This is a genomic window from Streptomyces sp. NPDC017991 (genome assembly GCF_044328075.1).
Taxonomy (GTDB): Bacteria; Actinomycetota; Actinomycetes; order Streptomycetales; family Streptomycetaceae; genus Streptomyces.
On record NZ_JBIRGP010000011.1, the window covers coordinates 117,848 to 143,481 of the forward strand.

The window sequence follows — 25,634 nt, forward strand, 5'->3', positions numbered from 1 at the left end:
AAGCCCCACCACGAACTTCATTCTGAAACGATCAGTGAGTCGTAGGCGCGACGAGCTGCTTGGTCAGTCGTCGCTACTGGTCATTCCGATCCTCTCCGAAGGCCGTTGACCTGCGGGTTCAAGGTTCAGAAGCGGATGAGCTCTAGGAGCTGTCTCCAGTTGTGATCATTGGGCTTTGAGGAGGTTGCTGATCCAGATGGTGGCTGCGCGGAGATGGAGTCCGGCGAGGTAGCTGTCGGGCGTCTTGTCGTAGCGGGTCGCGATGCCTCGCCAGTCCTTCGTCCTATTGATGGCCCGCTCGACCGTGTTGCGGTCACGGTAGAGATCGGTGTCGTGGGCGACGGGCCTGCTGCCACGGCTGCCTTTCTTCCTGCGGTTGGCGGCCTGGTCCTTCTTCTCCGGGATGACTGCCTTGATGCGGCGTTTGCGCAGGTGGGCGCGGTTGGCGCGCGAGGAAGAAGCTTCATCGCCGGCCACGGCGTCCGGCCGGGTGCGGGGACGGCCGACGGGCAGGCGGACCCGTACCTTGCTCAGGACCGGGATGAACTTGGGACTGTCGGCGGCCTGCCCGGCGGTCAGAAGGAGGGCCATCGGCCGGCAACGCCGGTCGGCAGCCAGGTGGACCTTGCTGGTCAGCCCGCCGCGCGACCGTCCGAGCAGAGCGGCCTTGGGTCGGGCCACTGCGCCAGCGAAGCCCGGTACTCCAGGCGATAGGTCCGGGTCGAGGCGTTGCGCCGCAGCTCCCGCGAGGCCGTCGAGGGCGAACGGCCCAGATGCCTCGCGATCGCACGCACGCCGAGGTCCCTGGCACGCAGCAGAGCGATCTCCTCCCGCTCGGCGAACGACAGATATCGGCCCGAGACGTTCGGGGCAAGGCACGGATTCACCCCGCCAGCATGCCGAAACCACCGCGATCCCGCGGCCGGGGAGACCGCGATCACTACCGCGGCGTCTACCGAACTCAGCCCCCGCGCGATCGCCTGCCAGAACCGGACACGATCCTCACGCCAAGCGACACTTGGCCGGCCCGGCGATGGCATCTGCCCGCGATACTCCCGCGCCGCCCGCTGCCGATTCCCCACACCCACCCACAAACCTCCAGCTCACAGAGGTGTTGCGACGACCGATTGAATCCGCCCTGTGCGAATTCGTGCACTACCAGCTGGCCCTACTCAGGGGGCAGTTTGGCCAGCGCGATGAAGATGCCGATGGCCCGGTCGATCGGAGTCCAGGCGCGCATCGACTCTTTGAGTCGGGCGCTTTTTCAGGATCTCGATCGTCTGCTGCTGTTCGCGGACCTCCTTGCGCAGCCGCTTGAGCTCCTCGCGCTCGACGCTGGTCAGCTCACCGGACTCGCCCTCTCCCCGGACCGCCTTCGCGCGGCGGTACCAGCCGCGCAGGGACTCGGAGCTGATGTTGAGTTCCCGGGCAACGGCGGTGACCGTTCTGCCTGAGGAATCGACGAGCGCGATCGCGTCCCGCTTGAACTCCTCGGTGTACCGCTTCGTGCACTCGCTTCCCACCTGGTGCTACTTCCTCTGGAACTTCAAGATCCCAGTCTCCACATGTCCACGATCAAGGGGAAGCTTCAAGGACGTCCATGGCCGACACTCCGACCTCCGGAACCCGGAGAGCCAGCCCCGACGGGCGGCAGGAACCTCACGAACCATCCGATCCGGCGTCCTACGGAGACGCTACGAGCGGCCCACTCGACCGCGCTCCGCTACAGCCATACAAGTCGGAGCCTCATTAACTACCCGGCCTTGGGTCAAGGCTTTCCCCTCCGGTGGCCATGGCATCCCAACGCAGGCAAAATTGTTTTCAGCTTAGTGTGACTTGCTAGGCACGCGGCCATGACAGCTGGTTCAGTCGGAATGTGAGCGCTGCTCGGCGACTGCCTGGGCGGCATAAGGGAGGCGTGTCATGCGCAAGGTTCTCATCACGGGGTGCGGTACGGGGTTTGGCCAGGAGGCTGCGATGCGGCTGGCGGAGAAGGGGTTTGACGTTATTGCGTCGGTGGAGATCTACGCACAGGTGCAGACGCTGAAGCGCCAGGCGGCGGAGCGTGGTGTGTCGCTTCAGGTAGAAAAATTGGATGTGACAGATGAGGGGGACCGAAGGAAGGCGCTGGCCTGGGGCGTCGAGATCCTGGTGAACAATGCCGGTGTCGGTGAGGGGGGCTCGACTGTGGACGTGCCGGCGTCGAATATCCGTCGGCAGTTTGAGGTCAATGTGACCGGGCCGCTGCTGCTGACGCAGGGGATCGCCAAGCAGATGGCCAAGCGTGGCGCCGGTCGTATCGTGTGGGTGTCTTCTCGTGAAGGCATCAACGTCAATCCCTTCACCGGTATCTACGCGGCGTCCAAGCACGCGGTCGAGGCGATCGCGGAGTCGATGGCGGACGAGCTCCAAGAATTCGGTGTCGAGGTCGCGACGGTGAACCCGGGTCCTTTCCTGACGGGCTTCAACGACCGCATGTTCCAGACGTGGGAGAGCTGGGAGGACGAGCCGTCGGATCGTCTGTTCGACTACTCCGAGCTCGCTTTCCCGCGGGCGCAGTTCGACCCCGAGCCCGTGTACGCCACGCTGACGGCAGTTGCAGCGGGCGAGGTGGACACCTACCGCAACCTCGAGCCCAAGTCCATGATCGAGGAAACCAAGAGCCTTATCAACGCTCCCTGGGACCGCAAGATCAAGGAAAATCTGGGCAAGCGCCCGCCGAAGCTCCAGGCGTCGTTCGACATGGAACCGGAAACACCGGTCTCCGACTAGTCACATCAGTTCGCCAACGCGTTCATCGGCCCGGCTGCTCCGAAGGAATCACATGACCACTGACAGTGTGCTTCACGATCGACGCCGTAATCGCGGGACTGCGTTTACGCTGGAACAGCGGGCCGAACTCGGTATCACAGGGCGGCTGCCTTCTGCCGTCGAATCTCTCGATCAGCAGGCAGCCCGTGCCTACGCGCAGCTGCAAAAGCAGCCGTCTGATCTGCAAAAGTACGTGTACTTGAACGCAGTCCACAACCGGAACCAGGTACTCTATTTCAAGCTTCTGACCGATCACCTCTCCGAACTCCTCCCGGTCGTTTATGATCCGACGGTGGGCCAGGCGATCAAGCAGTGGTCAGATACCTTCCGTGATTCGCGGGCCATCTACGTATCCATCGACAGGCCCGACGACATTGAGGCCTCGTTCAAGTCCCTCGGGCTCGGGCCCGATGACGTCGACCTGATAGTGGTCTCCGACGCGCAAGAAATCCTCGGGATCGGGGACTGGGGCGTCAACGGAACCGACATCTCCATCGGAAAGCTGGCCGTCTACACCGCCGCCGCTGGCATTGACCCCGATCGTGTCATCGCGGTGAACCTTGATGTCGGCACGGACAACGAGCAACTACTCAACAAGCCGGACTACCTCGGCAACCGCCACGCTCGTGTGTCTGGCGAGCGCTACGACGACCTCGTGGACCGGTACCTTCAAACGGCTGCGCGACTGTTCCCGAACGCGCTCCTGCATTTTGAGGACTTCGGTCCATCGAATGCGCGGCGCATTCTTGTCGGTAACGCAGACAAGTATCGGATCTTCAACGATGACATGCAGGGCACCGGAGCGATCGTGATGTCCGCTGCCTTTTCGGGCCTGCGGATCACGGGGGGGCGGTGGGCCGACCAGCGTCTCGTGGTGTTCGGTGCGGGAACGGCTGGCACCGGCATGGCGGATCAGATCCATGCCGCCATGGTCCGCGACGGTGCGAGTCCTGAAGAGGCTGCACGCAATATCTGGCTCATCGACAAGCGCGGTCTCGTCACCGACGACATGGCTGGTCTGCCGGACTACCAGCAGCCCTATGCCCGGCCAAGGTCCGAAGTCTCATCCTGGGCTCAAGGAGAAATTGACCTGCTCACGACGATCAAACAGGTCAAGCCCACCATCCTCATTGGGACGTCGACTGTCCCAGGCGCCTTCACACAGGAAGTGGTCCGAGCCCTAGCTGACGGGGTCGAGCGGCCTATTCTGCTACCGCTCTCCAACCCGACCAGCCAGATCGAGGTCATGCCGTCCGATGCGTTGCGGTGGTCCGACGGACGTGCCCTCGTCGCCAGCGGCATTCCGGTGGCCCCGATCGAGTACAACGGAGTCACCTACACCATCGGACAGGCCAACAACGCCTTGCTCTACCCCGGCCTGGGGCTCGGCACCATCGTTTCGGGAGCCAAGCATGTCACGGACAACATGCTTCTTGCCGCCGCCGAAGCAGTGGCCTCGCAAGTTGATGTGTCTGCACCTGGCGCCGCCCTGCTCCCTCCTGTCGAGAACCTCAGGGCCTCCTCCGCCAGCGTCGCTGTGGCTGTAGCACGCGCTGCAGAAAAGGACGGCGTGGCCACACAGTCACACGAAAACCTCATCCAAGCCGTCCAGGATGCGATGTGGCAGCCCGTCTACCCGAGCGATGACGTGATGCCGGCGGAGAAGGAGCAGTCATGAGCGACGCCACCCCAGAGGTCAGGGACGTTCCGATCGGCATCGACGCGTCGGGACAGCGCGACGAATTCGACAGCATGGGTCAGGTAGCGGTCCCCGCAGACCGCTACTGGGGCGCTCAAACGCAACGTTCTTTGGTGCACTTCTCGATCGGGGACGATCGCATGCCCAAGGCGGTATATCACGCCTACGGCTACGTCAAGAAGGCTGCAGCCCTGGTCAACGGTGAAGCGGGGCGACTACCGGAATGGAAAGTCCAGTCGATCGCTCAGGCTGCGGAAGAGACGATCAAGGGCCTGCTCGACGACCACTTCCCGCTCTACGTGTGGCAGACCGGGTCGGGAACGCAGAGCAATATGAACGTCAACGAGGTCATCGCGAACAGGGCCTCGCAACTTCTCGGCGGAACGCTGGGAACGCAGAAGCCGGTAGGCCCCAACGACGACGTCAACATGGGGCAGTCCAGCAACGACAGCTTCCCGACCGCCATGCATATCGCCTCGGTTCAAGCCATTGACGATCAGCTGCTGCCCCAAGCAAAAAGACTCGCCAAAACCATCGAGAACAAGGCAGAGCAGTGGAAATCCGTCGTGAAGATCGGCCGTACCCATCTTGAGGACGCAGTCCCTCTCACCGTGGGCCAAGAATGGCTTGGCTACGCGGCACAGCTGCGCGCATGCATCAGCGAGATCGAACACGCTAGGGAAGGACTGCTAGAGCTAGCCCTGGGTGGAACCGCCGTAGGTACTGGCCTGAACGCGCCAAAGGGGTTCAGTTGCGATGTCGCTGCTCGCATTGCACAGTTGACAGGAAAGGACTTCGTCACCGCTCCAAACAAGTTCATGGCACAAGGATCGCTGGACGGCATGGTTCGTGCTCACGCCGCACTGCGAGGCCTGGCGGTTGCCCTCATGAAGATAGCCAACGACATGAGGTGGCTTGCATCCGGCCCGCGAACCGGGTTGGCAGAACTGCTACTGCCCCAAAACGAACCAGGCTCCTCCATCATGCCTGGGAAAGTGAACCCGACCCAGTGCGAAGCGATCGTCATGATCGCCATCCAGGTCCTCGGCAACGACTCCGCAGTGGCGTTCGCTGGCAGCCAGGGCAACTTCGAGCTCAATGCCATGCGCCCCGTCATCATCAACAACTTCCTGCACTCCGCCCGCATCCTCGCCGACGGGATGGAGAAATTCCGGACCTTCTCCGTCACCGGCACCGAACTCAACCAGGAAAAGATTACCCGCTACGTCAACGACAGCTTGATGCTTGTCACATCTCTGAGTCCCCTCATCGGATACCAAAACGCAGCGCACATCGCCGAATCCGCACTCGCCAACGGTCAAACGCTCAAAGAGGCGGCGCTGGCAAGCGGGCGCGTCGATGAAAAGACGTTCGATTCCGTTGTCAATCCGCTCTCCATGGTCGGGAATGGCGTTTCCGGCGCCTGATACAGCATGGGCGCCGCAGCCCCGCAGGCCAGCATCCCCCTCGGTGAGCGTGTGGGCCAGTTCACGGTCCAGCGTTGGGCCGACTGGTCTAATAGGGTTATGGTGGTTCCACGGCCGGGAAGCTTTCGACCGATTTCCGTAGGCGACATCGATCGCTCAGGACAGAGAAAGAAGTCTCAAATGCCGCTCGCACGAATCGATCTCCTCGAAGGCAAGTCGGAAGAGTACAAGCGCACCATCGCCGATGTCGTCTACGAGCAGATGATCATCCACCTCGGGGTTCCGGAGGACCGTTTCCAGACCATCTCCGAGCACAAGCCCGGAAACCTCATCGCCGACCCCGACTACCTGGGGATCCGCCGGTCGGAAAACGTCGTGTTCATCCAGCTCGTGTTCCTCGACGTCGCCACTCCCGAACAGAAGGGAAACTTCTACAAGGGCGTCGTCGGCGAGCTGAACAAGCGCCTGCACATCCGTACGGAGGACGTCTTCTTCAACCTCCAGACGGTGCAGCCGGCCGACTGGTCGATGGGCAACGGTGAGGTCACCTACGGCAAGGGAGTCCCCGCCGACCGACTGGACCCCAACAGCGTCCCGGCTGACTTCAAGTGGCCCGACTCCATCCGCGCCTGACGCGGCATCGGCATTCTGGCGGGCGCCTGAACGGCCCGCCAGACTGCCGGACCAACAATCGACCAAACTCCAGGATCATGACAATCGACCCTGCATAAATCAATACCCGTCAACGCATCATCGACGAGGCGCAGGAGATCATCAGCCGCAGGGTTACACCGCGGTGGGAATCAGTGGACTCCTCAAACTGGCCCAAGTCCCCAGGGGCTCGTTCTACCACTGGTTCGCTTCCAAAGATGCACTCGGTGTCGCCGTTATAGAGAATTGCTTCACCTGCTACCTTCGAGACATCGACGAGGTCGTAGCACAGCAGACCAGCGGTGCAGACCGGTTGTTCAAGTACTGGCAGCTTTTCTACGAGATGCAGTCCTACGAGAACTGCCTCGGGAAGTGTCTCGTCGTCAAACTCGGTGCCGAGGTTGCCGATCTGTCCGAACCGATGCGACTGACCCTGCTCGACGGCACCGACAGTGTTTTGGACCGCGTCGAGTGCATGATTCGGGACGGCATCGACGATGGATCACTCACCGCGGTCGGCGAGCCACGTGACACCGCTCGGACGCTCTACGAAAGCTGGGTCGGCGCCAGTGTCCTCGCGAAGATCGCTCGTGCTCCCCGGCCGCTGGACCTCGCCATGCAGATGACCCGCGAGCGACTGCGCTAGGGATTGTCTCCAGTTGTGATCAGGCGGCTTGGGGTGGGGGCTGGTGCGGTAAGACTGTGGTGTGACGCGTGCGCAACTCACCGACAACGAGTGGGAGTTCATCGGGCCGTTCCTGCCGACCGGCAAGTTCGGCCCATACCCCGAACGTCTGCGTGAGCAGTTCGAGGGAGTGATCTGGCGGTTCCGCACCAGCAGTCAGTGGAGAGAGATGCCCGAGCGGTTCGGCGCCTGGCAGACCGGCTACAACCGCTTCATGCGATGGCGGGACGCGGGCGTCTTCCAGAGCCTGCTGGACGAAGCGATCACCGAGGCCGCCCACAGGGACGAGATCGACATGTCCCTGGTCAGCGTGGACTCCACCATCACGCGGGCCCATCACGACGCCGCCGGCATACGGGTCAGCGAACAGACCCTGGCCGCACTTGAGGAGGCGGCCTTGCAAAAGGGGGAGCGCCAGAAGGACAAGACGGGCAAGACGGTGAAAGCGATCCGGTCCGCGCCGAACGCCAACGCGTCCGCTTACGACGGCGGGCCCGACTCAAGGCCGCTCTGCTCGGACGGTCGCGCGGCGGGCTGACCAGCAAGGTCCACCTGGCTGCCGACCGGCGTTGCCGGCCGATGGCCCTCCTTCTGACCGCCGGGCAGGCCGCCGACAGTCCCCGGTTCATCCCGGTCCTGAGCAAGGTACAGGTCCGCCTGCCCGTCGGCCGTCCCCGCACCCGGCCGGACGCCGTGGCCGGCGATAGAGCTTCTTCCTCGCGCGCCAACCGCGCCCACCTGCGCAAACGCCGCATCAAGGCAGTCATCCCGGAGAAGAAGGACCAGGCCGCCAACCGCAGGAAGAAAGGCAGCCGTGGCGGCAGGCCCGTCGCCCACGACACCGATCTCTACCGTGACCGCAACACGGTCGAGCGGGCCATCAACAGGACGAAGGACTGGCGAGGCATCGCGACCCGCTACGACAAGACGCCCGACAGCTACCTCGCCGGACTCCATCTCCGCGCAGCCACCATCTGGATCAGCAACCTCCTCAAAGCCCAATGATCACAACTGGAGACAGCCCCTAGAAGGAAGCTCCGCAGAGTGGCCGTTATGCCGGCGCGGCCGAACACTCGCAGGTGCTCGCGAGCGTCGGCGTAGTGGCGCTCGGCAACGGCCGTGGTGATGACCTAACGGCGATACGGAGTTCGCGTCGCCACCGCGCAGGATCGGTGCCCTGGAATTCATCTGTCGAGACAGCCGCGAGGTAGTCGCAGACGATCAGGAACCTCCTGCGACGGCGACCGAGATGTTGGTCAGGCGTCCGAGTGGACGTGCCACCGGCCTGGGCAGAGACATCCCCGGCGGGAGTCTGCTGCCGGAGCGGCGTCAGCTGTTCCAGATCCACATGGAACTGGTGCGGTCGTTGGCCTGCAGGGAAACGTTGCTTCCGGAGCAGCGGCCGCAGTAGTCGATCGACACACCGTAGTTGCTGTTGTCGTAGAGGGTGACGCTGTTGCAGGTGCCCCACAGCTTCCAGGAACTGAGGCGGTCGTTCCAGTCGTCACCGACGTACGCGATGCCGTAGCCCGAGGAGTCGCATCCGCCGTCATTGCCTCTGACCTGTGTGCTGGCGCCGTTGAAGTCGGAGTCCGCGTACCAGGTCATGAGGAGCGTGTCCTGGGCACCGGCGGGCTGTGCCTGGGCTGCTTGCGTTCCTGTGGTGCAGGTGTGTGACAGGACGCGGGACGACGTCTGTCCGGGCTGTAGTTCGTCCAGGACGATGACGCACTGCTGTGTCTCGCTGCTGTCCGCGGTGCCGGCGGTGGCAGCGGACGCGTATGTGCCGGTCATCGCAAATATCGTCGCGGTGGCCGCGGCTGCCATGGCGAGGCGTCCATGGTGCATGGGGCGGGACATGTGTTCCCCCTTTCGGACCCGGCCGCCGTGACCGTGGTCCACCACGCACGTTAATTCCAACTTACGTGTACCGGCAACGTATTCAGCGGAGACTAAAACTCCCTGATCAGCGCACGGTCTGCCTTCCACTCCGATCCAGCGTGAATCAGTAGGACTGAGCCGTACGTACAGTCGCCTGCGGAGGAACAGACACTCACACCAGTGCCTCTCAGAACCATGAACAGGGGTGCCAGGGCTGCCAGCGGAGGCATGGCACGCTGTGGGAACAGTCGTCCTACGAGATGTCCGACAGTGGCGAACGCGATAACGGTCGTGGTCCCGACAAAGGGTGCGGCGAACGGAGGCGAGCCGTCAGGCCCCCAACTGCACCCGGTGGGCTGGCGCCAGCACCTTGCGGGGCGGAAGACGTCCTGGTGTGGGGCAGGGGTACCTGCGCTTGCAGAACGGGGGCCAGTTCAGGGCGATGCAGTTGCCTTAACTACCATTCCGCTGAGGTCGAGGAGTGAGAAGTCGTCTCAACTGGGCCCGCTCGCTGTGTTGGCGGCCGCTACGGCGATGGTGGAGCGGGTAGTGCCGGACAAGACGCAGTCCAGCGGGTGGTACCGGCTGCTTCGGTGCAGCCTCGGGACATTCTCGACAGTGCAGGGGCGAACATGAACCGAAGACTCGGCTGCCTTGCGGGAGCTCTGATTCTGGCCGCTGTTTCGACCACGACAGGGTGCTTTGCCCGCTACTCACCTTGCCCGGGGCAGGGCCGACAGCCGGGCGGACTGGCCAGTCGGGATCTGGTCGGCATCTATCGGGATGCAGCAGACCGTTCCGTGACCCTCAAGGGTGATGGAACGTTCACGACGGCGGGGTGGCCGACGGACCTTGAGGGTGCCGAGGGCCCACCGGAGCTGAGAGAGGGCAACGGGACGTGGGAACTGACCAGCACTGACGGCGTTGATTACCCCATCTCGCTGACGTTCCACAGGATCAGTGGTTACTGGAACAGTTCGGAGGAGGGTGGCTACTACGGGACGGGGCTGTATGTCGACGGAAGCCGGCAGGTCCCTCGCCTCTATGAGTACCGGGGTGATCCGGACGTCTGCGACCTCAACAGGTTCAAGCGCGGCGATTGAACTTAGGCGTATACGGGAGTCAGCCAGGCCGAAGGCAGCGGTGGCACGGAGCACGTTCCCTTGAACGCCGGTCGTCCGGCCCGGCGGGTGCTCTTCGGCTTCTGGGTCGGGTTGTGGGCCCAGCGGCCGGGCTGCACCATGTTGCGTCCGGCACGGGTCCTTAGCACCGGCCATCGGTTCGGCTTCTTGACCGCACGCGGGCAGTTCCGGCCGCGGCGAGCCGAAAGGAGACGGCTGCGTGCCTCTCGTCCGGCCTCCCCGCAGGAGCGGGTGAGCCTGGCAGTGGTCGCTCCGAGCTGGGACGGGATGCTGCGACGGACGATGCTGAGGATGATGCGGACGCACTTCACGTAGGAGACACGGTCGGTGTCCACTGCCGGACGAGCGAGCGCCGCCGCGTGGGCGAACCCGCGGATCGCATGGTGGACCGCGAGGTAGGCCCACAGTTCCTGCCGGACGCCGTCCGGCGTGGGCGACCTGATCGGCCCGCCGTGGACGTCACCCTCAACCCGGTGGTCTTCCGCTCCTCCGGCCAGGAGCTGACCACCGCCGGCACGTACATCGAGATGGCCTCCCGCCTGACGGATGCCCGTCCTGCGGGCCCTCGCGGCCCTCGCGGACCTCGCGGTCCTGGCCGTCCGCATCCGGGTCACAGGCCGGCCCCGCCCACCCGGCACGAAGCGACCGGTGCACCCGCGCGCTAGGCGTTGCTCCACCCGGCCGTGCTGGAATACGAGGCAAGCAGGTCCACCACGAAGAGGAGGGTCGAGCCCGCGGGGATCAACGGTGACGGCGACTGAGTGCCGTAGCCGAGACGTGGGGGAATGATGATCTCGCGTCGGCCGCCGACCTTCATCCCCTTCACCCCCCGGTCCCAGCCCTTGATGACCCTGCCACCGCCCAGGGCGAACTTGAACGGCCGGCCCCGGTCCCAGGAGGCGTCGAACTCCTTCCCGGACTCGAAGGCCACCCCGACGTAGTGGACCCTGACCACCATGCCCGACTTCACCTCGGGCCCGTTCCCGACGACCAGGTCCCGGATGGTCAACTCGCCAGGCGCGTCACCCTCGGGAACGTCGACCTCGGGCTTCGTCAGTTCACTCATCGCACCCTCATCGCTTGCCGCCGAATGCCCTCCGTACGGGCCCTCCGGACACATGAGACCCCATGCGGCGGATGGACACGCCGTCGGGAGTGCCGAATCCGCTTGAAGGTCACTTCCCGTGATGCCGGCAACGCCGCCCGGTGCCCCGGCCAGGGGCATACGTGCCGGACCGTCACCAGGTGCTCGCACAGCCACTCCGGTCCTGCTTTTTCAGTGACCAACGCGCTCGCGGTCTTGCGACGAAACCCGGATTCCGATGGGATGCGTCCACCCGCTGAGGGTGGGTGTCCGGGACGCGGTGCGACCGTCCCCCGGGCGGCCGTCGCGACGAGCCCGAGGACCCGAGTGACCGAGCATCAGGGTGGCGCTGTTCCAGGACAGGATCCCTTGTACGACGTCTTCATCTGCTACACGTGGGCCGACGGCAAGCAATGGGCCGACGACATGCACGCGGCCCTGAACACCCCGGAACTGAAAGTCTTCCAGGACGACCGGTCGGTGCCCGAGTCGGACGAGTACGAAATGCTGCCGACGGTGAAGGCGGCCCTCCTCAACTCACGGGTCGTCGTTCCCCTGCTCACCCCGTGCTTCGACGACAGCGACCACTGCTGGTCCGAACTGCACCTGGCCCTGTCCTGCGCGAAGGCGCTGGGTGAACCCGCGATGCGCCGGATCGTGCCGCTGACGTGGAAGGTGCCGCCCAGGAACGTCAGGCCCAAGGCGTTGAAGAGGCGCAAGCTCATGCGTGAGGGCCGCTCCGTCGAGGAACTGGCGGACCACGTCGCACGGGTGGTGGACAAGGTACGGCGCGCCGACGGCCGGCGCTTCGGCGACGCGATGACCGACATGCCGGGCCGGCTCGTCGACGACCTGATCGGCGAGTCCGGATTCGTCGGACGGCGCAAGGAACTCTGGAGCCTGCACGACGCGCTGCAGGAGTCCGGCGGGACACTCGACAGCGGTGCGCCCGTCGTCTCCGTACGAGGACCGGGAGGGTCGGGGAAGAGCACTCTGTGCAAGCAGTACGGCCGTTGGGCGGCCCAGGATCACCCCGGCGGTGTCTTCGTCGTCAGGCTGTCCGGCAGCGACTCCCTGGGCCGGGACGACTCCGGCGCCGTCCGGGCCGGCTTCCACACGGAGATCCGGCGTATCGCAGCAGGTCTGTCCCTGCCCGAACACGCGGGCACGGGTGAAGAGTTGCGGCATGCCGTGGGCCGCCGCCTGGAGAGTCTGCCGCCCTACCTCTGGATCATCGACGACCTCCCCTCCTCACTGCGCCTGGACGACCACCCGTACCTGCTCGCCCGAAGCCCCAACGGCAAGAACCTCGTCACTACCCGCGGCAGCGTTCTCGGTAGGAGCCGCGACGAGATCACCCTGTCCGGCCTGGGCGCGAGACCGGGACTGAGCCTGCTGACCGCACGCCACAAGCTGGTCCGGGAGAACCTGGTCCCGGAGAACATCGACGAGCGCAACGCCGCTCGTGCCATCGTGGCGGAGCTGCAAGGACACCCCCTCGCCCTGCAGATCACCGCCGGGCTGACGACGGCGCAGGGATTCACCGGCTACCGTTCCCTCCTCGCGGACCTGCGCGCGGACGCCGAGCCCGTGCTGGAACTCGCGGAACACCTGGGCCACGATCTGCCCGCGCACACCGCCCGGCCGCTGAGCGGAGTCCTGCTGCGCGCGTTCGACGCCCTGCCCACCCCTGCCTCGCGGCTGCTCGCCGCCGCGAGCGTGCTCGCCGCGGCGCCCGTCCCGCACGACCTCCTGGTGGCCCTGACCTCCGAGGCCGACCGCCCCGACACGGACAAGGACCCCCATGCCGCGACGGCGGCCGTGACGGAGGGCGTTCGCGTCCTCGAAGGCCGAGGACTCGTCGAGCAGAGCCAGGACATCTCCGGTACCACCTACTCCGTCCACGCCCTGGTCGGTCGCGCGGCACGCGTCCTGCTGCGTGACGGAACGCGACGACAGGTCTCCCACCAAGCCGTGCGCGCGCTGGCGGACCTGCTCGACGGGGCAGCAGCCGACGCCGCGTCAAGACTGCGCACACTCGGGCTGCTGACACATGTCCAGGCCGCGGCGAACCTGGCGGCCCCGGAGGGCTGGGGCGTCGACATCGACCGGTGGTCCCTCGTCGCCCGATCCGGACAACTGCGCTCGGACCTGGGCGACAGCGCGGGCGCTGTCGACGACTTCCGGGCCCTGTACGCCTCATGCCGTGCCTCCCCGCTCTGCGACCCGTACACCACGCTGCGCGCGCTGGTCGGGTTCGGAGCCGTACTCCAGGAGAGCGGAGCCCTCACGCAGGCGCGCGAGCTACAGGAGCGGGCCGTCGGGGAACTGGACGTCCTGCACGGCCGCGACCTGTTCGGCAACCCCCACCCCGACACCCTGTGGGCCATGAACAATCTCGCCAACACCCACCAGGCGCTCGGCAACCATCAAGAGGCCCGCACACTGCTGCGGGAGACCTGCCACGGCTGGCACGGACGCCACGGCCCGTCCGCCCGGCAGACCCTGACCGCCCTGAACAACCTGGTGACAGCCGTCGGCCGAGGACCCGGCCGTCACGCGGCACCGGCCGCGCTGCGCATCGCCACCTTCGCCCACGAGCGATGGACCAATACGGCCGGCAGCGATGCCAGAGGAACGGTGGACAGCCTGTTCAGCATCGGCGCCAACCAGCTCCGCATCGGTGACACCGAGGCGGCGCTCACCGCGTTCGAAGAGGTCTGGCGGCGACGCCGGTCCCACCTGGGCGACGATCACCCCGACACCCTCGACGCACGCGAGAACATCATCACCGCACGCAGGAGGATCGCCTCGTGACCGCCGCTCCCGACGACTGGAGCCACTACGCCCTCTACGCGGACCGCCTGCGCCTGCAGGGGCCCGATCACCTGGCCACCGTCACGACCCTGTGGGCCCTGGTACGCGCAGGCCTCACCGACCTGCCTGTGCCGGAGGGCGGGAGCGGCACCGTCGGTGAGCCGAGCGACCTGCCCGACGGCGTCGGCCCCGACGGCGTCCATCTGGAGGGCGACCATGACGAACTGCTCTCCGACCTCCTGGTCGCCGCGGTCGATTTCCAGGAACGGCAGGTCGCGCGGCACGGCCCGGACGCCCCCGAGACGCTGCGCGCGACCCTGAGCCTGGCCCACGCGATGGCCGCGGCCAACCAGTACGAAGGACAGCGCGACCATGCCCTGATCCTGGCGCAGGATGCCCGCGAGGGCATCGACGACCTGGCGGTACGGTCACCCGAGACCGTCGGTGCCAGGGACCAGGAGGTCGCCCGGACCCTGCAGCACTGGATCCTCGACCTGCTGGGCGAGGACCCCACCCACTGAGCCGGGTCGCCTGTCGCCGAGGCCCGCCAACTGCGCGGCCACGGCGTCGGCGTCCGACGCGCCCAGCGATGCGAACAGCTCAAGGGACGCCTGCCACCGGGCACGGGCCGCGTCGACACGCCCCGCGGCGGCGCACAGGAAGCCGAGTTGCCGCAGGGCCCGTGCCTCCTCGTACCGGCTGCCGGCTCGTCTGCCGAACGCGATGGCCTGTTCGTAGGCCCGGGAGGCGGCAGCGTCGTCGCCGTCCCGTTCCAGGGCCGCACCGAGGGTGTACGCGGACTGGGAGACGTCGAGGTCCAGGCCGAGCGCGGAGAACAGGGCCATCGCCTCGGTCGCATGGCCCGTCGCGTCGGCGGTGCGCCCCAGCGCGGTCTCCGCCTTGGCCATGCTGCGCAGCGTGATGCCGACCTTCCGCATCACCGCGGTCCGGCGATAGACCTCCAGAGCGCGCTGCTGCAGGTCCAGCGCCTCCGCGTACGCGCCCTGCCGCCGACGGATCGAGGCGAGGTTGGCCAGGGAATCGCTGAGGCCGTGTTCGTCGTCCAGTTCCGCGAACCGGTCGCGCGCCAGCCCGTATTGGCGGGCCGCCTCCTCCACACGGCCCGATTCCAGCAGCGCACGCCCGAGGTTGTTGCGCGTCATGGCCTCGGCCCGGCGGTCGCCCAGGCGTTCGCATCCGGCCAGTGCCAGGTAGTGGCTCTCCGCCCAGCCGTTCAGGTGCTTGGTCAGGTAGAAGTAGTCACGCAGGGTGTAGGCCAGTTGCCAGCGGCGTACGTCGAAGACGGGGTCGTCCAGCCGGCAGAGCGCCACAAGGGTGCGCCACTCGGTGTCCATCCAGTGCAGTGCTTCGGCCCTGCTCGTCATCGGCGGCCCGACCGTGACCGGACGCCCACCGGTCTCCAGGGGGAAGCGGTGGCGGTACGGCATGATGATGCGTCCGGCGCGGTCCGCCATGGACAGGTAGTGGTCGTACAGCCCGCCGAGCGGGTGCGGGTCGTGCGCCGGCACGGTCGCGGACAGCGCCAGTTCGCGCCCGTAGGAACGCAGCAGATCGTGCATCGAGAACCGGTCCCCGGCCGTGTCGTCCACGAGGTGCGAGTCGGACAGCCGGCGCAGCAGACGGACGGCCTCTTCGCCCGGCGTTGCGAGCAGTGCTGTGGCCGACGCAAGGTCGAACGTGTCGCCGGGGTGCAGCGCAAGGAGTGCGAAGGCGTCACGAGCGGGCGTCGGCAGGCCTCGATAGGACCAGGAGAACACCGTGCGCAGGGCGGAGCGTGTGTCGTCGTCCGCGTCGAAGAGATCGAGACCCGCCCCGATGCCGTTCAGTTCGCCGACGAGCGAGGCGATGCTCCGGGCGGGACGCGCGGCGACCCGCTGCGCCGCGATGCGCAGGGCCAGCGGCAGGCCCCCGCAGTGGGCGGCGAGCCGGCCGACGCTTTCCTCCTCGGCTGCCGCCCGCCGCCCGATCGCGGCATGGAGCAGAGCGAGGCTCTCGGTGCCGCCGAGCACGCCGAGCGCCACGGTCCGTACCGAGTGGTGCACGCCCAGTCCGCTCAGTTTCCGACGGCTGGTGACCACCACGGCGCAGGTGTCCGAGCCGGGCAGAAGGGGGCGGACCTGGTCGGTGGAGGAGGCGTTGTCGAGAACGACGAGCACCCGGCGACCGCTCAGCGCCGTACGGAAGGTGGCCGCCCGTTCCTCCAGCGGTCCGCTCTCTGCGGCGAACGACCGGCCCAGAGCGCGCAGAAAGCCGCTGAGCACGGTGAGCGGGGAGAGTGGTTCCTCCGGACCGAAACCCCGCAGGTCCACATAGAGCTGGCCGCCCGGGAAGTCGGCGGCGACCTGGTGTCCCCAGAACGCGGCCAGTGCCGTCTTTCCCGTGGCGGCGGCGCCCGAGAGCAGGACGATGCGCGGCTGCCCGGCCGAGGGGGGCCGGAGCAGGACTCCCAGCTCCTCCAGCTCCGCGGCCCGCCCCACGAACAGACCCGCGCTCACCGGAAGCTGGCGCGGGATCTGGGTTCCCGGTGCGCTTCCGGTCACCTGGATCCCGCCGTCGATCCGGCCTGCCTGGATCACCACGCCCGCGGAGGTGTCGCTGACCCCGTTGGTGACCTCGTGGCCCCGGGGACGCGTATGACGGTCCGCGTGATCGGTCATGCGGCTCCCCTCGGCACACGCTCGCACAGGGCCTCCTTCCCGAGAGTAGCCACCACCGGCCGCCGCGGACACCGTGCTTCGACCGCGACGGGGCTGTGACCGGCAGGCGCCCCGCCGACCCGTGGAGCCGACCGGTCACTCGGTGACCTGCCGGACGACGTATCCGACGCCCCGTACCGTGTGGATCAGCTGCGGCCCGGCGTCCTTGTCGTCCTCGTCGCCGGTCGTGTCGGTGTCGCCGTCGAGTTTGCGGCGCAGGCGGCTGACGACCAGCTCCACCACGTTCGAGCGGCCGCCGAAGCCGTACTCCCAGACGTGGTCGAGGATCTGGGCCTTGGTCAGTACCGTCGGCGACTTGCGCATCAGGTAGCGGAGCACCTCGTACTCGGTCGGGGTGAGCGTCAGCAGCCGCCGGCCCCGGCGTACCTCGCGGGTGTCCTCGTCCATCGTGAGGTCGGCGACGCTCAGCACGGACCGCTGGAAGGCGGGTCCCGCGCTGCGGCGCAGCACGGTCCGCAGCCGGGCCATGAGTTCCTCCACCGCGAACGGTTTGACGAGGTAGTCGTCACCGCCCCTGGTGAGGCCCGCGACCCGGTCCGCCACGCCGTCCCGGGCGGTCAGGAAGACGACGGGCACCATCGTCCCGGACAGGCGCAGGCGGTCCAGGACGGCGAAACCGTCGAGCCCGGGCAGCATCAGGTCGAGCACCACGATGTCCGGGTGGAACTCGGCGGCGCGGTGCAGCGCCTCCTCGCCGGAGTACGCGGTGACCGCTTCCCAGCCCTCGTAGCGGGCGACCGTCGCGACCAGGTCGGCGATGGGCGGGTCGTCGTCCACGACGAGAAGTCGTACTTTTTCCACGTGCCCATAGTGCTTCACGTGGCCGAATGCGCCATAGCCGAGGACCCTCCGGGACCAGATCGATAAACACTTGAAAGTTCATCGACAGGAAAACGACAGGGTTGCCGAGGCAGGCTCGGAGTCCCAGGACCCGCGTCAAGGGATCCGAGGACCCCGATCAAGGAGTTGCCGTCCGTGACGACTGTCCAGACGACCGTTCCGCCGCCGACCGCGGCGGTGCGTCCCAAGGTGGTGGCCCGCGCCGGCCTGTACGGCGTGCTGGCCCTGAACGTGGTCGTGGTGACCGTGTTCTTCATCCAGGCCGGGTTCGCCTCGAACGCCCTCATCGTGCTGGGCAGACTCGCCGGGCTGTACGGCGCGCTCCTGATGGCCTTCCAGCTGCTGCTGGTCGCCCGGCTGCCGTGGTTCGACCGCCGCATCGGCATGGACCGGCTGACCTCCTGGCACCGCTGGGTCGGCTTCGGCCTGCTCTTCACCCTGCTCGGGCACGCCGTGTTCATCACCTTCGGCTACGCCCAGTCGTCCTCGATGGACCCCGTGGACCAGCTGGTGGACCTCGGACAGACCGTCGAGGGCGTGTTCCGCGCGATCGTCGCGCTGGGCCTGATCCTCGTGATCGGCGGGGTCTCGGCCCGCTTCGCCCGCCGCAGGCTCGCGTACGAGACCTGGCACTTCATCCACCTGTACACCTACGTCGCGGTGGTGCTGGCGTTCACGCACCAGGTCGCGGCCGGTACGACGTTCACCTCGTCGTCCGCCGCCACGACGTACTGGTACGTGCTGTGGGGCGTGGCGCTCGGCGCGGTGCTGCTGGGCCGGGTCGTCCTGCCGCTGTGGCGGAACACGCGCCACCAGCTGCGGGTCTCCGCCGTGGTGCCCGAGTCCGACAGCGTCGTGTCCATCCACATCACGGGACGCGACCTGGACCGGCTGCCGGCCCGCGCCGGTCAGTTCTTCCTGTGGCGGTTCCTCACCAGGGACCGGTGGTGGCAGGCCAACCCGTTCTCCCTGTCGGCGGCCCCCGACGGCCGGACGCTGCGGCTCACCGCCAAGACGGCCGGTGACGGCACCGCCGCCCTGCGGCACCTCAAGGTGGGTACGCGGGTCTTCGCCGAGGGGCCGTACGGCGCCTTCACCGCGATGCACCGCACCCGCTCCGAGGCCGTACTCATCGCCGGCGGTGTCGGCGTCACCCCGATCCGGGCCCTGCTGGAAGAACTGCACGGGCACGCCGTGGTCATCTACCGGGTGGGCTCGGACCGGGACGCGGTGCTCTACGAGGAACTGCGCGAACTCGCCCACGCCAAGGGCGCCGAGCTGCACCTGGTGTCCGGGCCGGTCAGCCCCGACAAGCTGGCACCGCACGAGCTCGCGCGGCTCGTGCCGGACATCAACGACCGGGACGTCTTCCTGTGCGGGCCGCCCCCGATGATGAACGCGGTCCTCGGCAGCCTGCGCGAGCTGGGCGTACCCAAGCCGCAGATCCATTTCGAGCGCTTCAGCCTGGCGGGCTGAGACATCGTGAGCGGGATGACAGACGTCCGAGCGGGATGAGAGAGACATCGTGAAGCGAGCAATACCTGTCCTGGTCCTGAGTGTCGCGGGCCTGATCCCGGTGTGGCGCTACGCCCCCTCGGACGGCACGACGACGACCACCGAGGCCTCGGCGCCCGCCTCGACGCCTTCCGCGTCCTCCTCCGGGGACGGCTCGTCCCAGGTGCTCAAGGGCACGACCGTGGACACCGAGAAGGGGCCGGTGCAGGTCGAGGTCACCTTCGACGGCGACGAGATCACCGCGGTGAAGCTGCTCCAGCAGCCGAACCATCCGCAGACCGAGGCGGCCGTGCCGAAGCTCGTCGCGGAGACGTTGGAGGCGCAGAGCGCCGACGTCGACACGGTGTCCGGCGCGACGATCACGAGCGACGGTTACCGGGAGTCGCTGCAGGCGGCCATCGACGCGCAGGGCGAGTCCGCCTCCGCGGCCTCCTCCTCGCCGTCCGCGTCGGCCGCCGCGCCCCAGGTGGTGGCGGGGTCCGCGGTGAACACCGAGAAGGGCACCGTCCAGGTCGAGGTCACCTTCGACGGCGACACCATCGGTTCGGTACGCATGCTGCAGCAGCCGAACCATCCGCAGACCGAGGCCGCCGTCCCGAAGCTCATCGCGTCGACGCTGGAGGCGCAGAGCGCCGACGTCGACGCGGTGTCCGGGGCCACGATCACGAGCGAGGGGTACGTCGAGTCGCTGCAGGCGGCGCTCGACGCGAGGGGCTGATGACGGCGATGTCCACGACCCACGTTGCGGGTGCGGGTACGGACGCGGGTACGGACGCGGGTACGGATGCGGCCGAGGCGGTGCATCGCGTCGAGCAGATCATGGGGCTGCCCATCTCCCTGCGGATCGAGGGGGACGGCATGGGCGCGGGGGCTTCCGGGGCCGCGGACCGGGTGTTCGCCTGGCTGCGTGAGGTCGACGCGCGGTTCAGCCCCTTTCTGCCCGACAGCGAGGTGTCCCGGCTGGACCGGGGCGAGCTGGCGGACGACGAGCTGAGCGCCGATCTGGTCGAGGTCCTCGACCTGTGCGAGCGGTACCGGGTCGAGAGCGGCGGCGCGTTCCAGGTGCGGCTGCCCGGCCGGGGGCTCGATCCCTGCGCCGTGGTCAAGGGCTGGGCGGTCCAGCGTGGCGCGGAGCTGCTGCGGGCGTCGGGCGCGACCACGTTCTGCCTCAACGCGGGCGGTGACGTGGTCGCGGCGGGGCGGCCCTGGCGGATCGGGATACGGCATCCGGAGCGGGCCGACCGCGTCTGCGCGGTGGTGGAGGTCGCCGATGGGGCGGTGGCCACCTCCGGGCGGTACGAGCGGGGGGACCACATCTTCGACGGCCGTACGGGGCGGGCGGCGACCGGGCTGCTCAGCCTGACCGTGGTGGCGTCCTCGCTGACGGAGGCGGACGCGGTGGCGACGGCTGGGTTCGCGATGGGTGTGGAGGGGGTGGAGTGGGCCGCGGCGCGTGCGGGGTGCGAGGTGTTCGCGGTGGACGCGGGGCGGGGGGTGCGGCGCAGTTCGGGGTTCCCCGTGGGATGACTGCCCGCCGGCTGCTGCGGGTGGGTGGGGGCTGACCGCGCAGTTCCCCGCGCCCCTCGGGGGCGCCGCGTGATGGCTGCCCGATGCGGGCTGCGGGGGCGTTGTGGTTGGCCGCGCCGTTCCTCGCGCCCTTCAAGGGCGCCGCCGCTAGCCCCGCCGGATCGGTGCCCCTCAGGGGCGCGGGGAACTGCGCGATCAGCCCCCACCGGGGCGCAGGGAACGAACAATCCGCCGTCAGGCGCCGGGGCCCCGTCAGCGGGGCCCTTTCCCGTTACCGCCGTCGGACCGGCGACTAATCACGAACAAAATTGTTGACAATCTTGTTCGTCTAGATTTAGGTTCGACAGGCACTCACTCAGGGAGGGCACACATGCCGAAAGAAGCCCGTCCGAGCACCGGAGAGCAAGCCAAGCGGCACGCGCTCACGCAGCTGCGGCAAGCCATCCTGCGAGGCGAAATGGCCCCGGCCCAACGCCTGGTGGAGAACGAACTCGCCGAGCAGTTCGACGTGACACGGGCCAGTGTCCGGGCAGCCCTGATCGAGCTGGAGTCGGAAGGACTGGTCGAACGCATCCGCAACCGCGGCTCACGGGTGCGGGTGGTGACCGTCGAGGAAGCGGTCGCCATCACCGAGTGCCGCATGGTCCTGGAAGGACTGTGCGCGGGCAAGGCGGCCGTCGAGGCCAGCGACGAGCAGCTGAACCAACTGGCCGCCCTGGGTGAGGCGATGTCCAAGGCCGTCGCCGACGGCGAGCCGGTGACCTACTCCGACCTCAACCACGAACTCCACGCCCACATCAGGCAGTTCAGCGGCCAACAGGTGGCCGTGGGACTGCTGGAACGGCTCAACGCGCAACTGGTACGCCATCGTTTCCAGCTCGCGCTGCGGCCGGGGCGTCCCCAGAAGTCCCTGAGTGAGCATCTGGCCATGATCGACGCGATCAGGGCCAGGGACCCGCAGGCGGCCGAAGAGGCCGTCCGCTCCCACCTCGCGGGTGTGATCGACGCACTGCGTGAATGACGTACTGCGTGCATGACGCCGCGGGGTGGGTCAATCGGCCTGTCCAGCAAGGAGATCGCAGGAATGACCCACGGCAACGCGCCCAACACCCCACGGTCGACGCTCGTCGTCACCGCTCACGCGGGGGACTTCGTGTGGCGGGCGGGGGGAGCCATCGCCCTCGCCGCCGCCCGCGGCGAGAAGGTCACCATCGCCTGCCTGACCTACGGCGAGCGCGGCGAGTCCGCGAAAGCCTGGCGCGCGGGCAAGTCCCTGGAGGAGATCAAGGCGATCCGCCGCGGTGAGGCCGAGGCGGCGGCCGCCGCGCTCGGCGCCGAGGTGGTCTTCTTCGACGCGGGCGACTACCCCCTGACCGTCACACCGGAACTGACCGACCGTCTGGTGGGTGCCTACCGCGCGGCCCAGCCGGACGTCGTGCTCACCCACCCGCTCGACGACCCCTACAACGGCGACCACCCGGCCGCCGCCCGCATGGCCCTGGACGCGCGCGTCCTCGCACAGGCCATCGGCTACCCGGCCGAGGGAGAGATCATCGGCGCCCCGCCGGTGTTCTTCTTCGAGCCCCACCAGCCCGAGATGTGCGGCTTCAAGCCGCAGGTTCTCCTCGACATCTCCGAGGTGTGGGAGACCAAGCGCAAGGCGATGGAGTGCCTGGCCGCCCAGCAGCACCTGTGGGACTACTACACGGACCTCGCCGTCCGCCGCGGTGTCCAGCTGAAGCGCAACGCCGGACCCAACCTGGGCCTGGCCCACAAGACCATGGCCGAGGCGTACATGCGGCCCTACCCGCAGGTCACGGAGGAGCTGGCATGAGCGGCGTGATCGTCACCGACCCGCCGAAGGCGGACGCGAAGGACGTCGAGGCGCTCGCCGCCTACGGAGTCGCCACCGTGCACGAGGCGATGGGCCGTACCGGCCTGCTCGGCACCCACCTGCGCCCCGTACAGCAGGACACCCGGGTCGCGGGCACCGCGGTCACGGTGCTCTCCTGGCCCGGCGACAACCTCATGATCCACGCGGCCGTCGAGCAGTGCGGCGAGGGTGACATCCTGGTCGTCACGACCACCTCGCCCTCCACCGACGGCATGTTCGGCGAGCTGTTCGCCACCGCGCTCCAGCGGCGCGGCGTACGCGGTCTTGTCATCGACGCGGGCATCCGGGACACCGTGGAGCTGCGCGAGATGGGCTTCCCCGCCTGGTCCGCGGCGGTCAGCCCGCAGGGCACGGTCAAGGCGACCGGCGGCAGCGTCAACGTGCCGGTGGTCGTCGGCGGCCAGGTGATCCGACCCGGTGATGTGATCGTCGCCGACGACGACGGTGTGGTGTGCGTGCCCCGCGAGCGGGCCCGCCGCACGGCCGAGGCCTCCGAGGCCCGCGAGGCCAAGGAGGCCGACGCCCGCGCCGCCTTCCAGGAGGGTCAGCTCGGCCTCGACCGTTACGGCCTGCGCGAGACCCTGGAGCGCTTGGGCGTCTCCTACCGGTCGTACGACGAGTACGAGCGGGAGCGCGAGGGCGAGCGGGACGGAGCGGGCTCGTGACCGGCACCGCCGGGGCCCGTACGGGAACCCCCGCGCAAGCCCGTACCGAAGAGGTGCGCTGCATGCTCATGCGCGGCGGCACCTCCAAGGGCGCCTACTTCCTCGCCGACGACCTGCCTGCCGAACAGGCCCCGCGCGACGCCCTGTTGCTGCGGATCATGGGCAGCCCCGACCCGCGGCAGATCGACGGCCTGGGCGGTGCGCATCCACTGACCAGCAAGGTGGCGGTGGTCTCCGTCTCGGCGGATCCGGAGGCGGACGTCGACTACCTGTTCCTCCAAGTCGGCGTCGAAAAGCCGGAGGTGAGTGACCGTCAGAACTGCGGGAACCTACTCGCGGGCGTGGGCCCCTTCGCCGTGGAGCGCGGTCTGGTCGCCCCTGGCCGCGACCGCACCGCCGTACGGATCCGCATGCTGAACACCGGGGACCTCGCCGTCGCGGAGTTCCCCACGCCGGGCGGGAGCGTCGACTACGCCGGCTCGGCGGAACTCTCCGCCGAGATCTCCGGCGTACCGGGGTCCGCCGCGCCGGTGGTCATCGAGTTCCCGCCGGGAACCGGTCCGCTGCTGCCGACCGGCCACGTGCGTGACCTCGTCGCCGGCACCCCGGTGACCTGCGTGAACAACGGCATGCCCACCGTGCTGATCGCGGCGTCCTCGCTCGGTGTCACCGGCTACGAGGAGCCCGCCGCGCTGGAGGCGGACCGGCAACTGGCCGAACGGCTCCGGGAGATCAGGCTGGAGGCCGGGAAACTGATGGGCCTGGGCGACGTGGAGAACACCACCGTGCCCAAACTCAGCCTGCTCGCCCCGCCGTCGGAGGGCGGCGCGGTCATGACGCGCACCTTCATACCGGTGCGCTGCCACACCTCGATCGGGGTCCTGGGCGCGGCGAGCGTCGCCGCCGGACTGCGTATCGAGGGCGGCGTCGGCGAGGGCGTGGCGAGCGTGCCGGAGGACGGGGACCGGATGCGTATCGAGCACCCCACCGGCTTCCTCGACATCGAGACGGCCCTCGCGGAATCCCTTGCCGAAGCCCTCCCGGTCGCCCGGCGCACCGCCGTCGTCCGTACCGCACGCAAGATCTTCGACGGCACGGTCTTCCCCCGGCCTGCCTGAGCCGCACAACACCCCTGAACCGCACAGCACCCCCGCGCCGCACCACACCCCTGAGGAGGCCTCATGGCCCCGCCGCTCGGCGACATCGCCCACCTCGGGCACGTCGAACTGCTCACCCCCGCCCTGGACGCCAGCGTCCGGTTCTTCATCGACTACCTCGGCCTCACCGAGAACGGCCGCTCGGCGGACGGGACCTCCGTCTACCTGCGGACCTGGGACGACTACGAACACCACAGCCTGGTCCTGACCGCGCACGAGACGTCCGGCATCCGCCGCACCGCCCTGCGCGCCTCCAGCGAGGAGGCCCTGCGACGCCGGGTCAAGGAGGCCGAGAGCGCCGGCCGGACCGGCCGCTGGGTCGAGGACGAGCCGGGCCTCGGCCCGCTGTACGTCACCACCGACCCCGACGGCCACGAGATCGCCCTCTACTGGGAGAGCGAGTGGTACAGGGCGCCGGACGGGCTGAAGCCGGGCCTCAAGAATCAGCCGCAGGCCAAGCCCGGCCACGGAGTGGGCGTACGTCGCCTGGACCACGTCAACTTCCTCGCCGCCGACGTCGGTCCGAACGGCGACTTCGTCCACGAGGTGCTCGGCGCCCGTCCGACCGAGCAGATCCAGCTCGACGACGGCAGGATCGCCGCCCAGTGGCTGACCTTCAGCAGCAAGTCGTACGACGTCGTCTACACCGAGGACTGGACCGGCTCCCAAGGGCGCCTGCACCACATCGCGTTCGCCACGGACACCCGTGAGGACATCCTGCGGGCCGCCGATCTCGCCCTGGACACCGGTGTGTTCATCGAGACGGGCCCGCACAAGCACGCCATCCAGCAGACGTTCTTCCTGTACGTCTACGAGCCCGGCGGCAACCGGATCGAACTGTGCAACCCGCTCACCCGTCTGGTGCTGGCCCCCGACTGGCCGCTGGTCACCTGGACGGAGAACGAGCGGAAGAAGGGGCAGGCGTGGGGTCTGAAGACCATCGAGTCCTTCCACACCCACGGCACCCCGCCTGTATCCGCTCCGTAGGTTGCCACGCCGGTGGTTCCTATGATTGTTGACAAAAACGTTGACAATCTTGGGCCGGATTCCTAGCGTCGAGCGCATCACCGGGTCAGCCGTCGGCCGTCAGTCGCACGGGTC

General features: G+C 67.9%; 21 protein-coding genes and 4 pseudogenes. 18 read left to right on the top strand and 7 right to left on the bottom strand.

All coding sequences use genetic code 11. The features are described from left to right. Nucleotides 1–165: 165 nt before the first annotated feature. From ACH4DZ_RS29560 to ACH4DZ_RS29570, 3 genes and pseudogenes are all read right to left on the bottom strand, one after another. Nucleotides 166–675, bottom strand: a pseudogene (locus ACH4DZ_RS29560) (IS5 family transposase); the annotation flags it as partial. Nucleotides 676–677: 2 nt separating this feature from the next. Then, nucleotides 678–1,088: pseudogene (locus ACH4DZ_RS29565) on the bottom strand (helix-turn-helix domain-containing protein); the annotation flags it as partial. Nucleotides 1,089–1,172: 84 nt separating this feature from the next. After that, on the bottom strand, nucleotides 1,173–1,523 hold the full coding sequence (locus ACH4DZ_RS29570; RefSeq protein WP_398290434.1) for a transposase: 351 nt from the start codon (nucleotides 1,521–1,523) through the stop codon (nucleotides 1,173–1,175). Nucleotides 1,524–1,923: 400 nt separating this feature from the next. On the opposite strand from ACH4DZ_RS29570, the gene ACH4DZ_RS29575 reads away from it, so the two are divergent. The 7 genes and pseudogenes from ACH4DZ_RS29575 to ACH4DZ_RS29605 form a co-directional block, all read left to right on the top strand. After that, complete coding sequence (locus ACH4DZ_RS29575) at nucleotides 1,924–2,772, top strand: SDR family oxidoreductase (protein ID WP_398290435.1); 849 nt, start codon at nucleotides 1,924–1,926, stop codon at nucleotides 2,770–2,772. Between the two features lie 52 nt (nucleotides 2,773–2,824). Further along, nucleotides 2,825–4,489 (top strand): NAD-dependent malic enzyme, encoded by a 1,665-nt coding sequence (locus tag ACH4DZ_RS29580; protein ID WP_398290436.1) that lies wholly within the window; start codon nucleotides 2,825–2,827, stop codon nucleotides 4,487–4,489. Further along, nucleotides 4,486–5,937: a class II fumarate hydratase gene (fumC, locus tag ACH4DZ_RS29585; RefSeq protein WP_398290438.1), complete on the top strand. Its 1,452-nt coding sequence runs from the start codon at nucleotides 4,486–4,488 to the stop codon at nucleotides 5,935–5,937. The genes ACH4DZ_RS29580 and fumC overlap by 4 nt, the downstream gene beginning before the upstream one ends. Nucleotides 5,938–6,117: 180 nt before the next feature. Beyond that, nucleotides 6,118–6,570, top strand: coding sequence for a tautomerase family protein (locus ACH4DZ_RS29590; protein ID WP_398290439.1), 453 nt, complete (start codon nucleotides 6,118–6,120; stop codon nucleotides 6,568–6,570). A gap of 163 nt (nucleotides 6,571–6,733) precedes the next feature. Beyond that, nucleotides 6,734–7,234 (top strand): TetR/AcrR family transcriptional regulator, encoded by a 501-nt coding sequence (locus tag ACH4DZ_RS29595; protein WP_398290440.1) that lies wholly within the window; start codon nucleotides 6,734–6,736, stop codon nucleotides 7,232–7,234. A gap of 61 nt (nucleotides 7,235–7,295) precedes the next feature. Then, nucleotides 7,296–7,680: pseudogene (locus ACH4DZ_RS29600) on the top strand (transposase); the annotation flags it as partial. A 70-nt stretch (nucleotides 7,681–7,750) separates the two neighbouring features. Further along, nucleotides 7,751–8,278 (top strand): annotated as a pseudogene (locus ACH4DZ_RS29605) (IS5 family transposase); the annotation flags it as partial. A gap of 324 nt (nucleotides 8,279–8,602) precedes the next feature. Here the strand turns inward: ACH4DZ_RS29605 and ACH4DZ_RS29610 are convergent. Further along, nucleotides 8,603–9,067 (bottom strand): peptidase inhibitor family I36 protein, encoded by a 465-nt coding sequence (locus ACH4DZ_RS29610; RefSeq protein WP_398290441.1) that lies wholly within the window; start codon nucleotides 9,065–9,067, stop codon nucleotides 8,603–8,605. 887 nt (nucleotides 9,068–9,954) lie between these two features. On the opposite strand from ACH4DZ_RS29610, the gene ACH4DZ_RS29615 reads away from it, so the two are divergent. Continuing rightward, the gene (locus ACH4DZ_RS29615) at nucleotides 9,955–10,257 is read left to right on the top strand and encodes a hypothetical protein (protein ID WP_398290442.1); all 303 of its coding nucleotides are present in this window, start codon (nucleotides 9,955–9,957) and stop codon (nucleotides 10,255–10,257) included. 700 nt (nucleotides 10,258–10,957) lie between these two features. On the opposite strand, the gene ACH4DZ_RS29620 is transcribed toward ACH4DZ_RS29615, so the two are convergent. Next, the gene (locus ACH4DZ_RS29620) at nucleotides 10,958–11,362 is read right to left on the bottom strand and encodes an FKBP-type peptidyl-prolyl cis-trans isomerase (protein WP_398290443.1); all 405 of its coding nucleotides are present in this window, start codon (nucleotides 11,360–11,362) and stop codon (nucleotides 10,958–10,960) included. 387 nt (nucleotides 11,363–11,749) lie between these two features. On the opposite strand from ACH4DZ_RS29620, the gene ACH4DZ_RS29625 reads away from it, so the two are divergent. Together ACH4DZ_RS29625 and ACH4DZ_RS29630 are read left to right on the top strand one after the other, a co-directional pair. Beyond that, on the top strand, nucleotides 11,750–14,197 hold the full coding sequence (locus tag ACH4DZ_RS29625; RefSeq protein WP_398290444.1) for a tetratricopeptide repeat protein: 2,448 nt from the start codon (nucleotides 11,750–11,752) through the stop codon (nucleotides 14,195–14,197). Beyond that, a complete protein-coding gene (locus tag ACH4DZ_RS29630) occupies nucleotides 14,194–14,718 on the top strand; it encodes a hypothetical protein (RefSeq protein ID WP_398290445.1) in 525 nt (174 codons plus the stop codon). The genes ACH4DZ_RS29625 and ACH4DZ_RS29630 overlap by 4 nt, the downstream gene beginning before the upstream one ends. On the opposite strand, the gene ACH4DZ_RS29635 is transcribed toward ACH4DZ_RS29630, so the two are convergent. Further along, a complete protein-coding gene (locus ACH4DZ_RS29635; protein ID WP_398290446.1) occupies nucleotides 14,626–16,875 on the bottom strand; it encodes an ATP-binding protein in 2,250 nt (749 codons plus the stop codon). The genes ACH4DZ_RS29630 and ACH4DZ_RS29635 overlap by 93 nt on opposite strands. 135 nt (nucleotides 16,876–17,010) lie before the next feature. Then, nucleotides 17,011–17,736: a response regulator transcription factor gene (locus tag ACH4DZ_RS29640; protein ID WP_398290447.1), complete on the bottom strand. Its 726-nt coding sequence runs from the start codon at nucleotides 17,734–17,736 to the stop codon at nucleotides 17,011–17,013. Nucleotides 17,737–17,910: 174 nt separating this feature from the next. Between ACH4DZ_RS29640 and ACH4DZ_RS29645 the strand changes: the two genes are divergently transcribed. The 8 genes from ACH4DZ_RS29645 (at nucleotide 17,911) to ACH4DZ_RS29680 (ending at nucleotide 25,520) form a co-directional block, all read left to right on the top strand. Further along, nucleotides 17,911–19,251: a ferric reductase-like transmembrane domain-containing protein gene (locus tag ACH4DZ_RS29645; RefSeq protein ID WP_398290448.1), complete on the top strand. Its 1,341-nt coding sequence runs from the start codon at nucleotides 17,911–17,913 to the stop codon at nucleotides 19,249–19,251. Nucleotides 19,252–19,300: 49 nt separating this feature from the next. Next, nucleotides 19,301–20,008 (top strand): FMN-binding protein, encoded by a 708-nt coding sequence (locus ACH4DZ_RS29650; RefSeq protein ID WP_398290449.1) that lies wholly within the window; start codon nucleotides 19,301–19,303, stop codon nucleotides 20,006–20,008. Nucleotides 20,009–20,088: 80 nt separating this feature from the next. Beyond that, a complete protein-coding gene (locus ACH4DZ_RS29655) occupies nucleotides 20,089–20,817 on the top strand; it encodes an FAD:protein FMN transferase (protein WP_398290658.1) in 729 nt (242 codons plus the stop codon). A 370-nt stretch (nucleotides 20,818–21,187) separates the two neighbouring features. Further along, entirely contained in the window at nucleotides 21,188–21,838 is a 651-nt protein-coding gene (locus ACH4DZ_RS29660) for a GntR family transcriptional regulator (RefSeq protein WP_398290450.1), read from the top strand. Between the two features lie 63 nt (nucleotides 21,839–21,901). Continuing rightward, on the top strand, nucleotides 21,902–22,651 hold the full coding sequence (locus ACH4DZ_RS29665; protein ID WP_398290451.1) for a PIG-L deacetylase family protein: 750 nt from the start codon (nucleotides 21,902–21,904) through the stop codon (nucleotides 22,649–22,651). After that, nucleotides 22,648–23,376 carry a 4-carboxy-4-hydroxy-2-oxoadipate aldolase/oxaloacetate decarboxylase gene (locus tag ACH4DZ_RS29670; protein ID WP_398290452.1) on the top strand — a complete coding sequence of 243 codons (729 nt, stop codon included), beginning with the start codon at nucleotides 22,648–22,650 and terminating at the stop codon, nucleotides 23,374–23,376. The genes ACH4DZ_RS29665 and ACH4DZ_RS29670 overlap by 4 nt, the downstream gene beginning before the upstream one ends. A 62-nt stretch (nucleotides 23,377–23,438) precedes the next feature. Then, a complete protein-coding gene (locus ACH4DZ_RS29675; RefSeq protein ID WP_398290659.1) occupies nucleotides 23,439–24,494 on the top strand; it encodes a 4-oxalomesaconate tautomerase in 1,056 nt (351 codons plus the stop codon). A gap of 63 nt (nucleotides 24,495–24,557) precedes the next feature. After that, nucleotides 24,558–25,520 (top strand): catechol 2,3-dioxygenase, encoded by a 963-nt coding sequence (locus ACH4DZ_RS29680; RefSeq protein ID WP_398290453.1) that lies wholly within the window; start codon nucleotides 24,558–24,560, stop codon nucleotides 25,518–25,520. The last annotated feature ends 114 nt before the right edge of the window (nucleotides 25,521–25,634 follow it).

What these genes read in the sequence shown, in the direction of transcription:
- ACH4DZ_RS29575 (WP_398290435.1), top strand. Translation starts at nt 1,924, where the DNA reads ATGCGCAAGGTTCTCATCACGGGGTGCGGTACGGGGTTTGGCCAGGAG.
- ACH4DZ_RS29580 (WP_398290436.1), top strand. Translation starts at nt 2,825, where the DNA reads ATGACCACTGACAGTGTGCTTCACGATCGACGCCGTAATCGCGGGACT.
- fumC (WP_398290438.1), top strand. Translation starts at nt 4,486, where the DNA reads ATGAGCGACGCCACCCCAGAGGTCAGGGACGTTCCGATCGGCATCGAC.
- ACH4DZ_RS29590 (WP_398290439.1), top strand. Translation starts at nt 6,118, where the DNA reads ATGCCGCTCGCACGAATCGATCTCCTCGAAGGCAAGTCGGAAGAGTAC.
- ACH4DZ_RS29610 (WP_398290441.1), bottom strand. Translation starts at nt 9,067, where the DNA reads ATGACCGGCACATACGCGTCCGCTGCCACCGCCGGCACCGCGGACAGC.
- ACH4DZ_RS29620 (WP_398290443.1), bottom strand. Translation starts at nt 11,362, where the DNA reads ATGAGTGAACTGACGAAGCCCGAGGTCGACGTTCCCGAGGGTGACGCG.
- ACH4DZ_RS29635 (WP_398290446.1), bottom strand. Translation starts at nt 16,875, where the DNA reads ATGACCGATCACGCGGACCGTCATACGCGTCCCCGGGGCCACGAGGTC.
- ACH4DZ_RS29660 (WP_398290450.1), top strand. Translation starts at nt 21,188, where the DNA reads ATGCCGAAAGAAGCCCGTCCGAGCACCGGAGAGCAAGCCAAGCGGCAC.
- ACH4DZ_RS29665 (WP_398290451.1), top strand. Translation starts at nt 21,902, where the DNA reads ATGACCCACGGCAACGCGCCCAACACCCCACGGTCGACGCTCGTCGTC.
- ACH4DZ_RS29670 (WP_398290452.1), top strand. Translation starts at nt 22,648, where the DNA reads ATGAGCGGCGTGATCGTCACCGACCCGCCGAAGGCGGACGCGAAGGAC.
- ACH4DZ_RS29675 (WP_398290659.1), top strand. Translation starts at nt 23,439, where the DNA reads ATGCTCATGCGCGGCGGCACCTCCAAGGGCGCCTACTTCCTCGCCGAC.
- ACH4DZ_RS29680 (WP_398290453.1), top strand. Translation starts at nt 24,558, where the DNA reads ATGGCCCCGCCGCTCGGCGACATCGCCCACCTCGGGCACGTCGAACTG.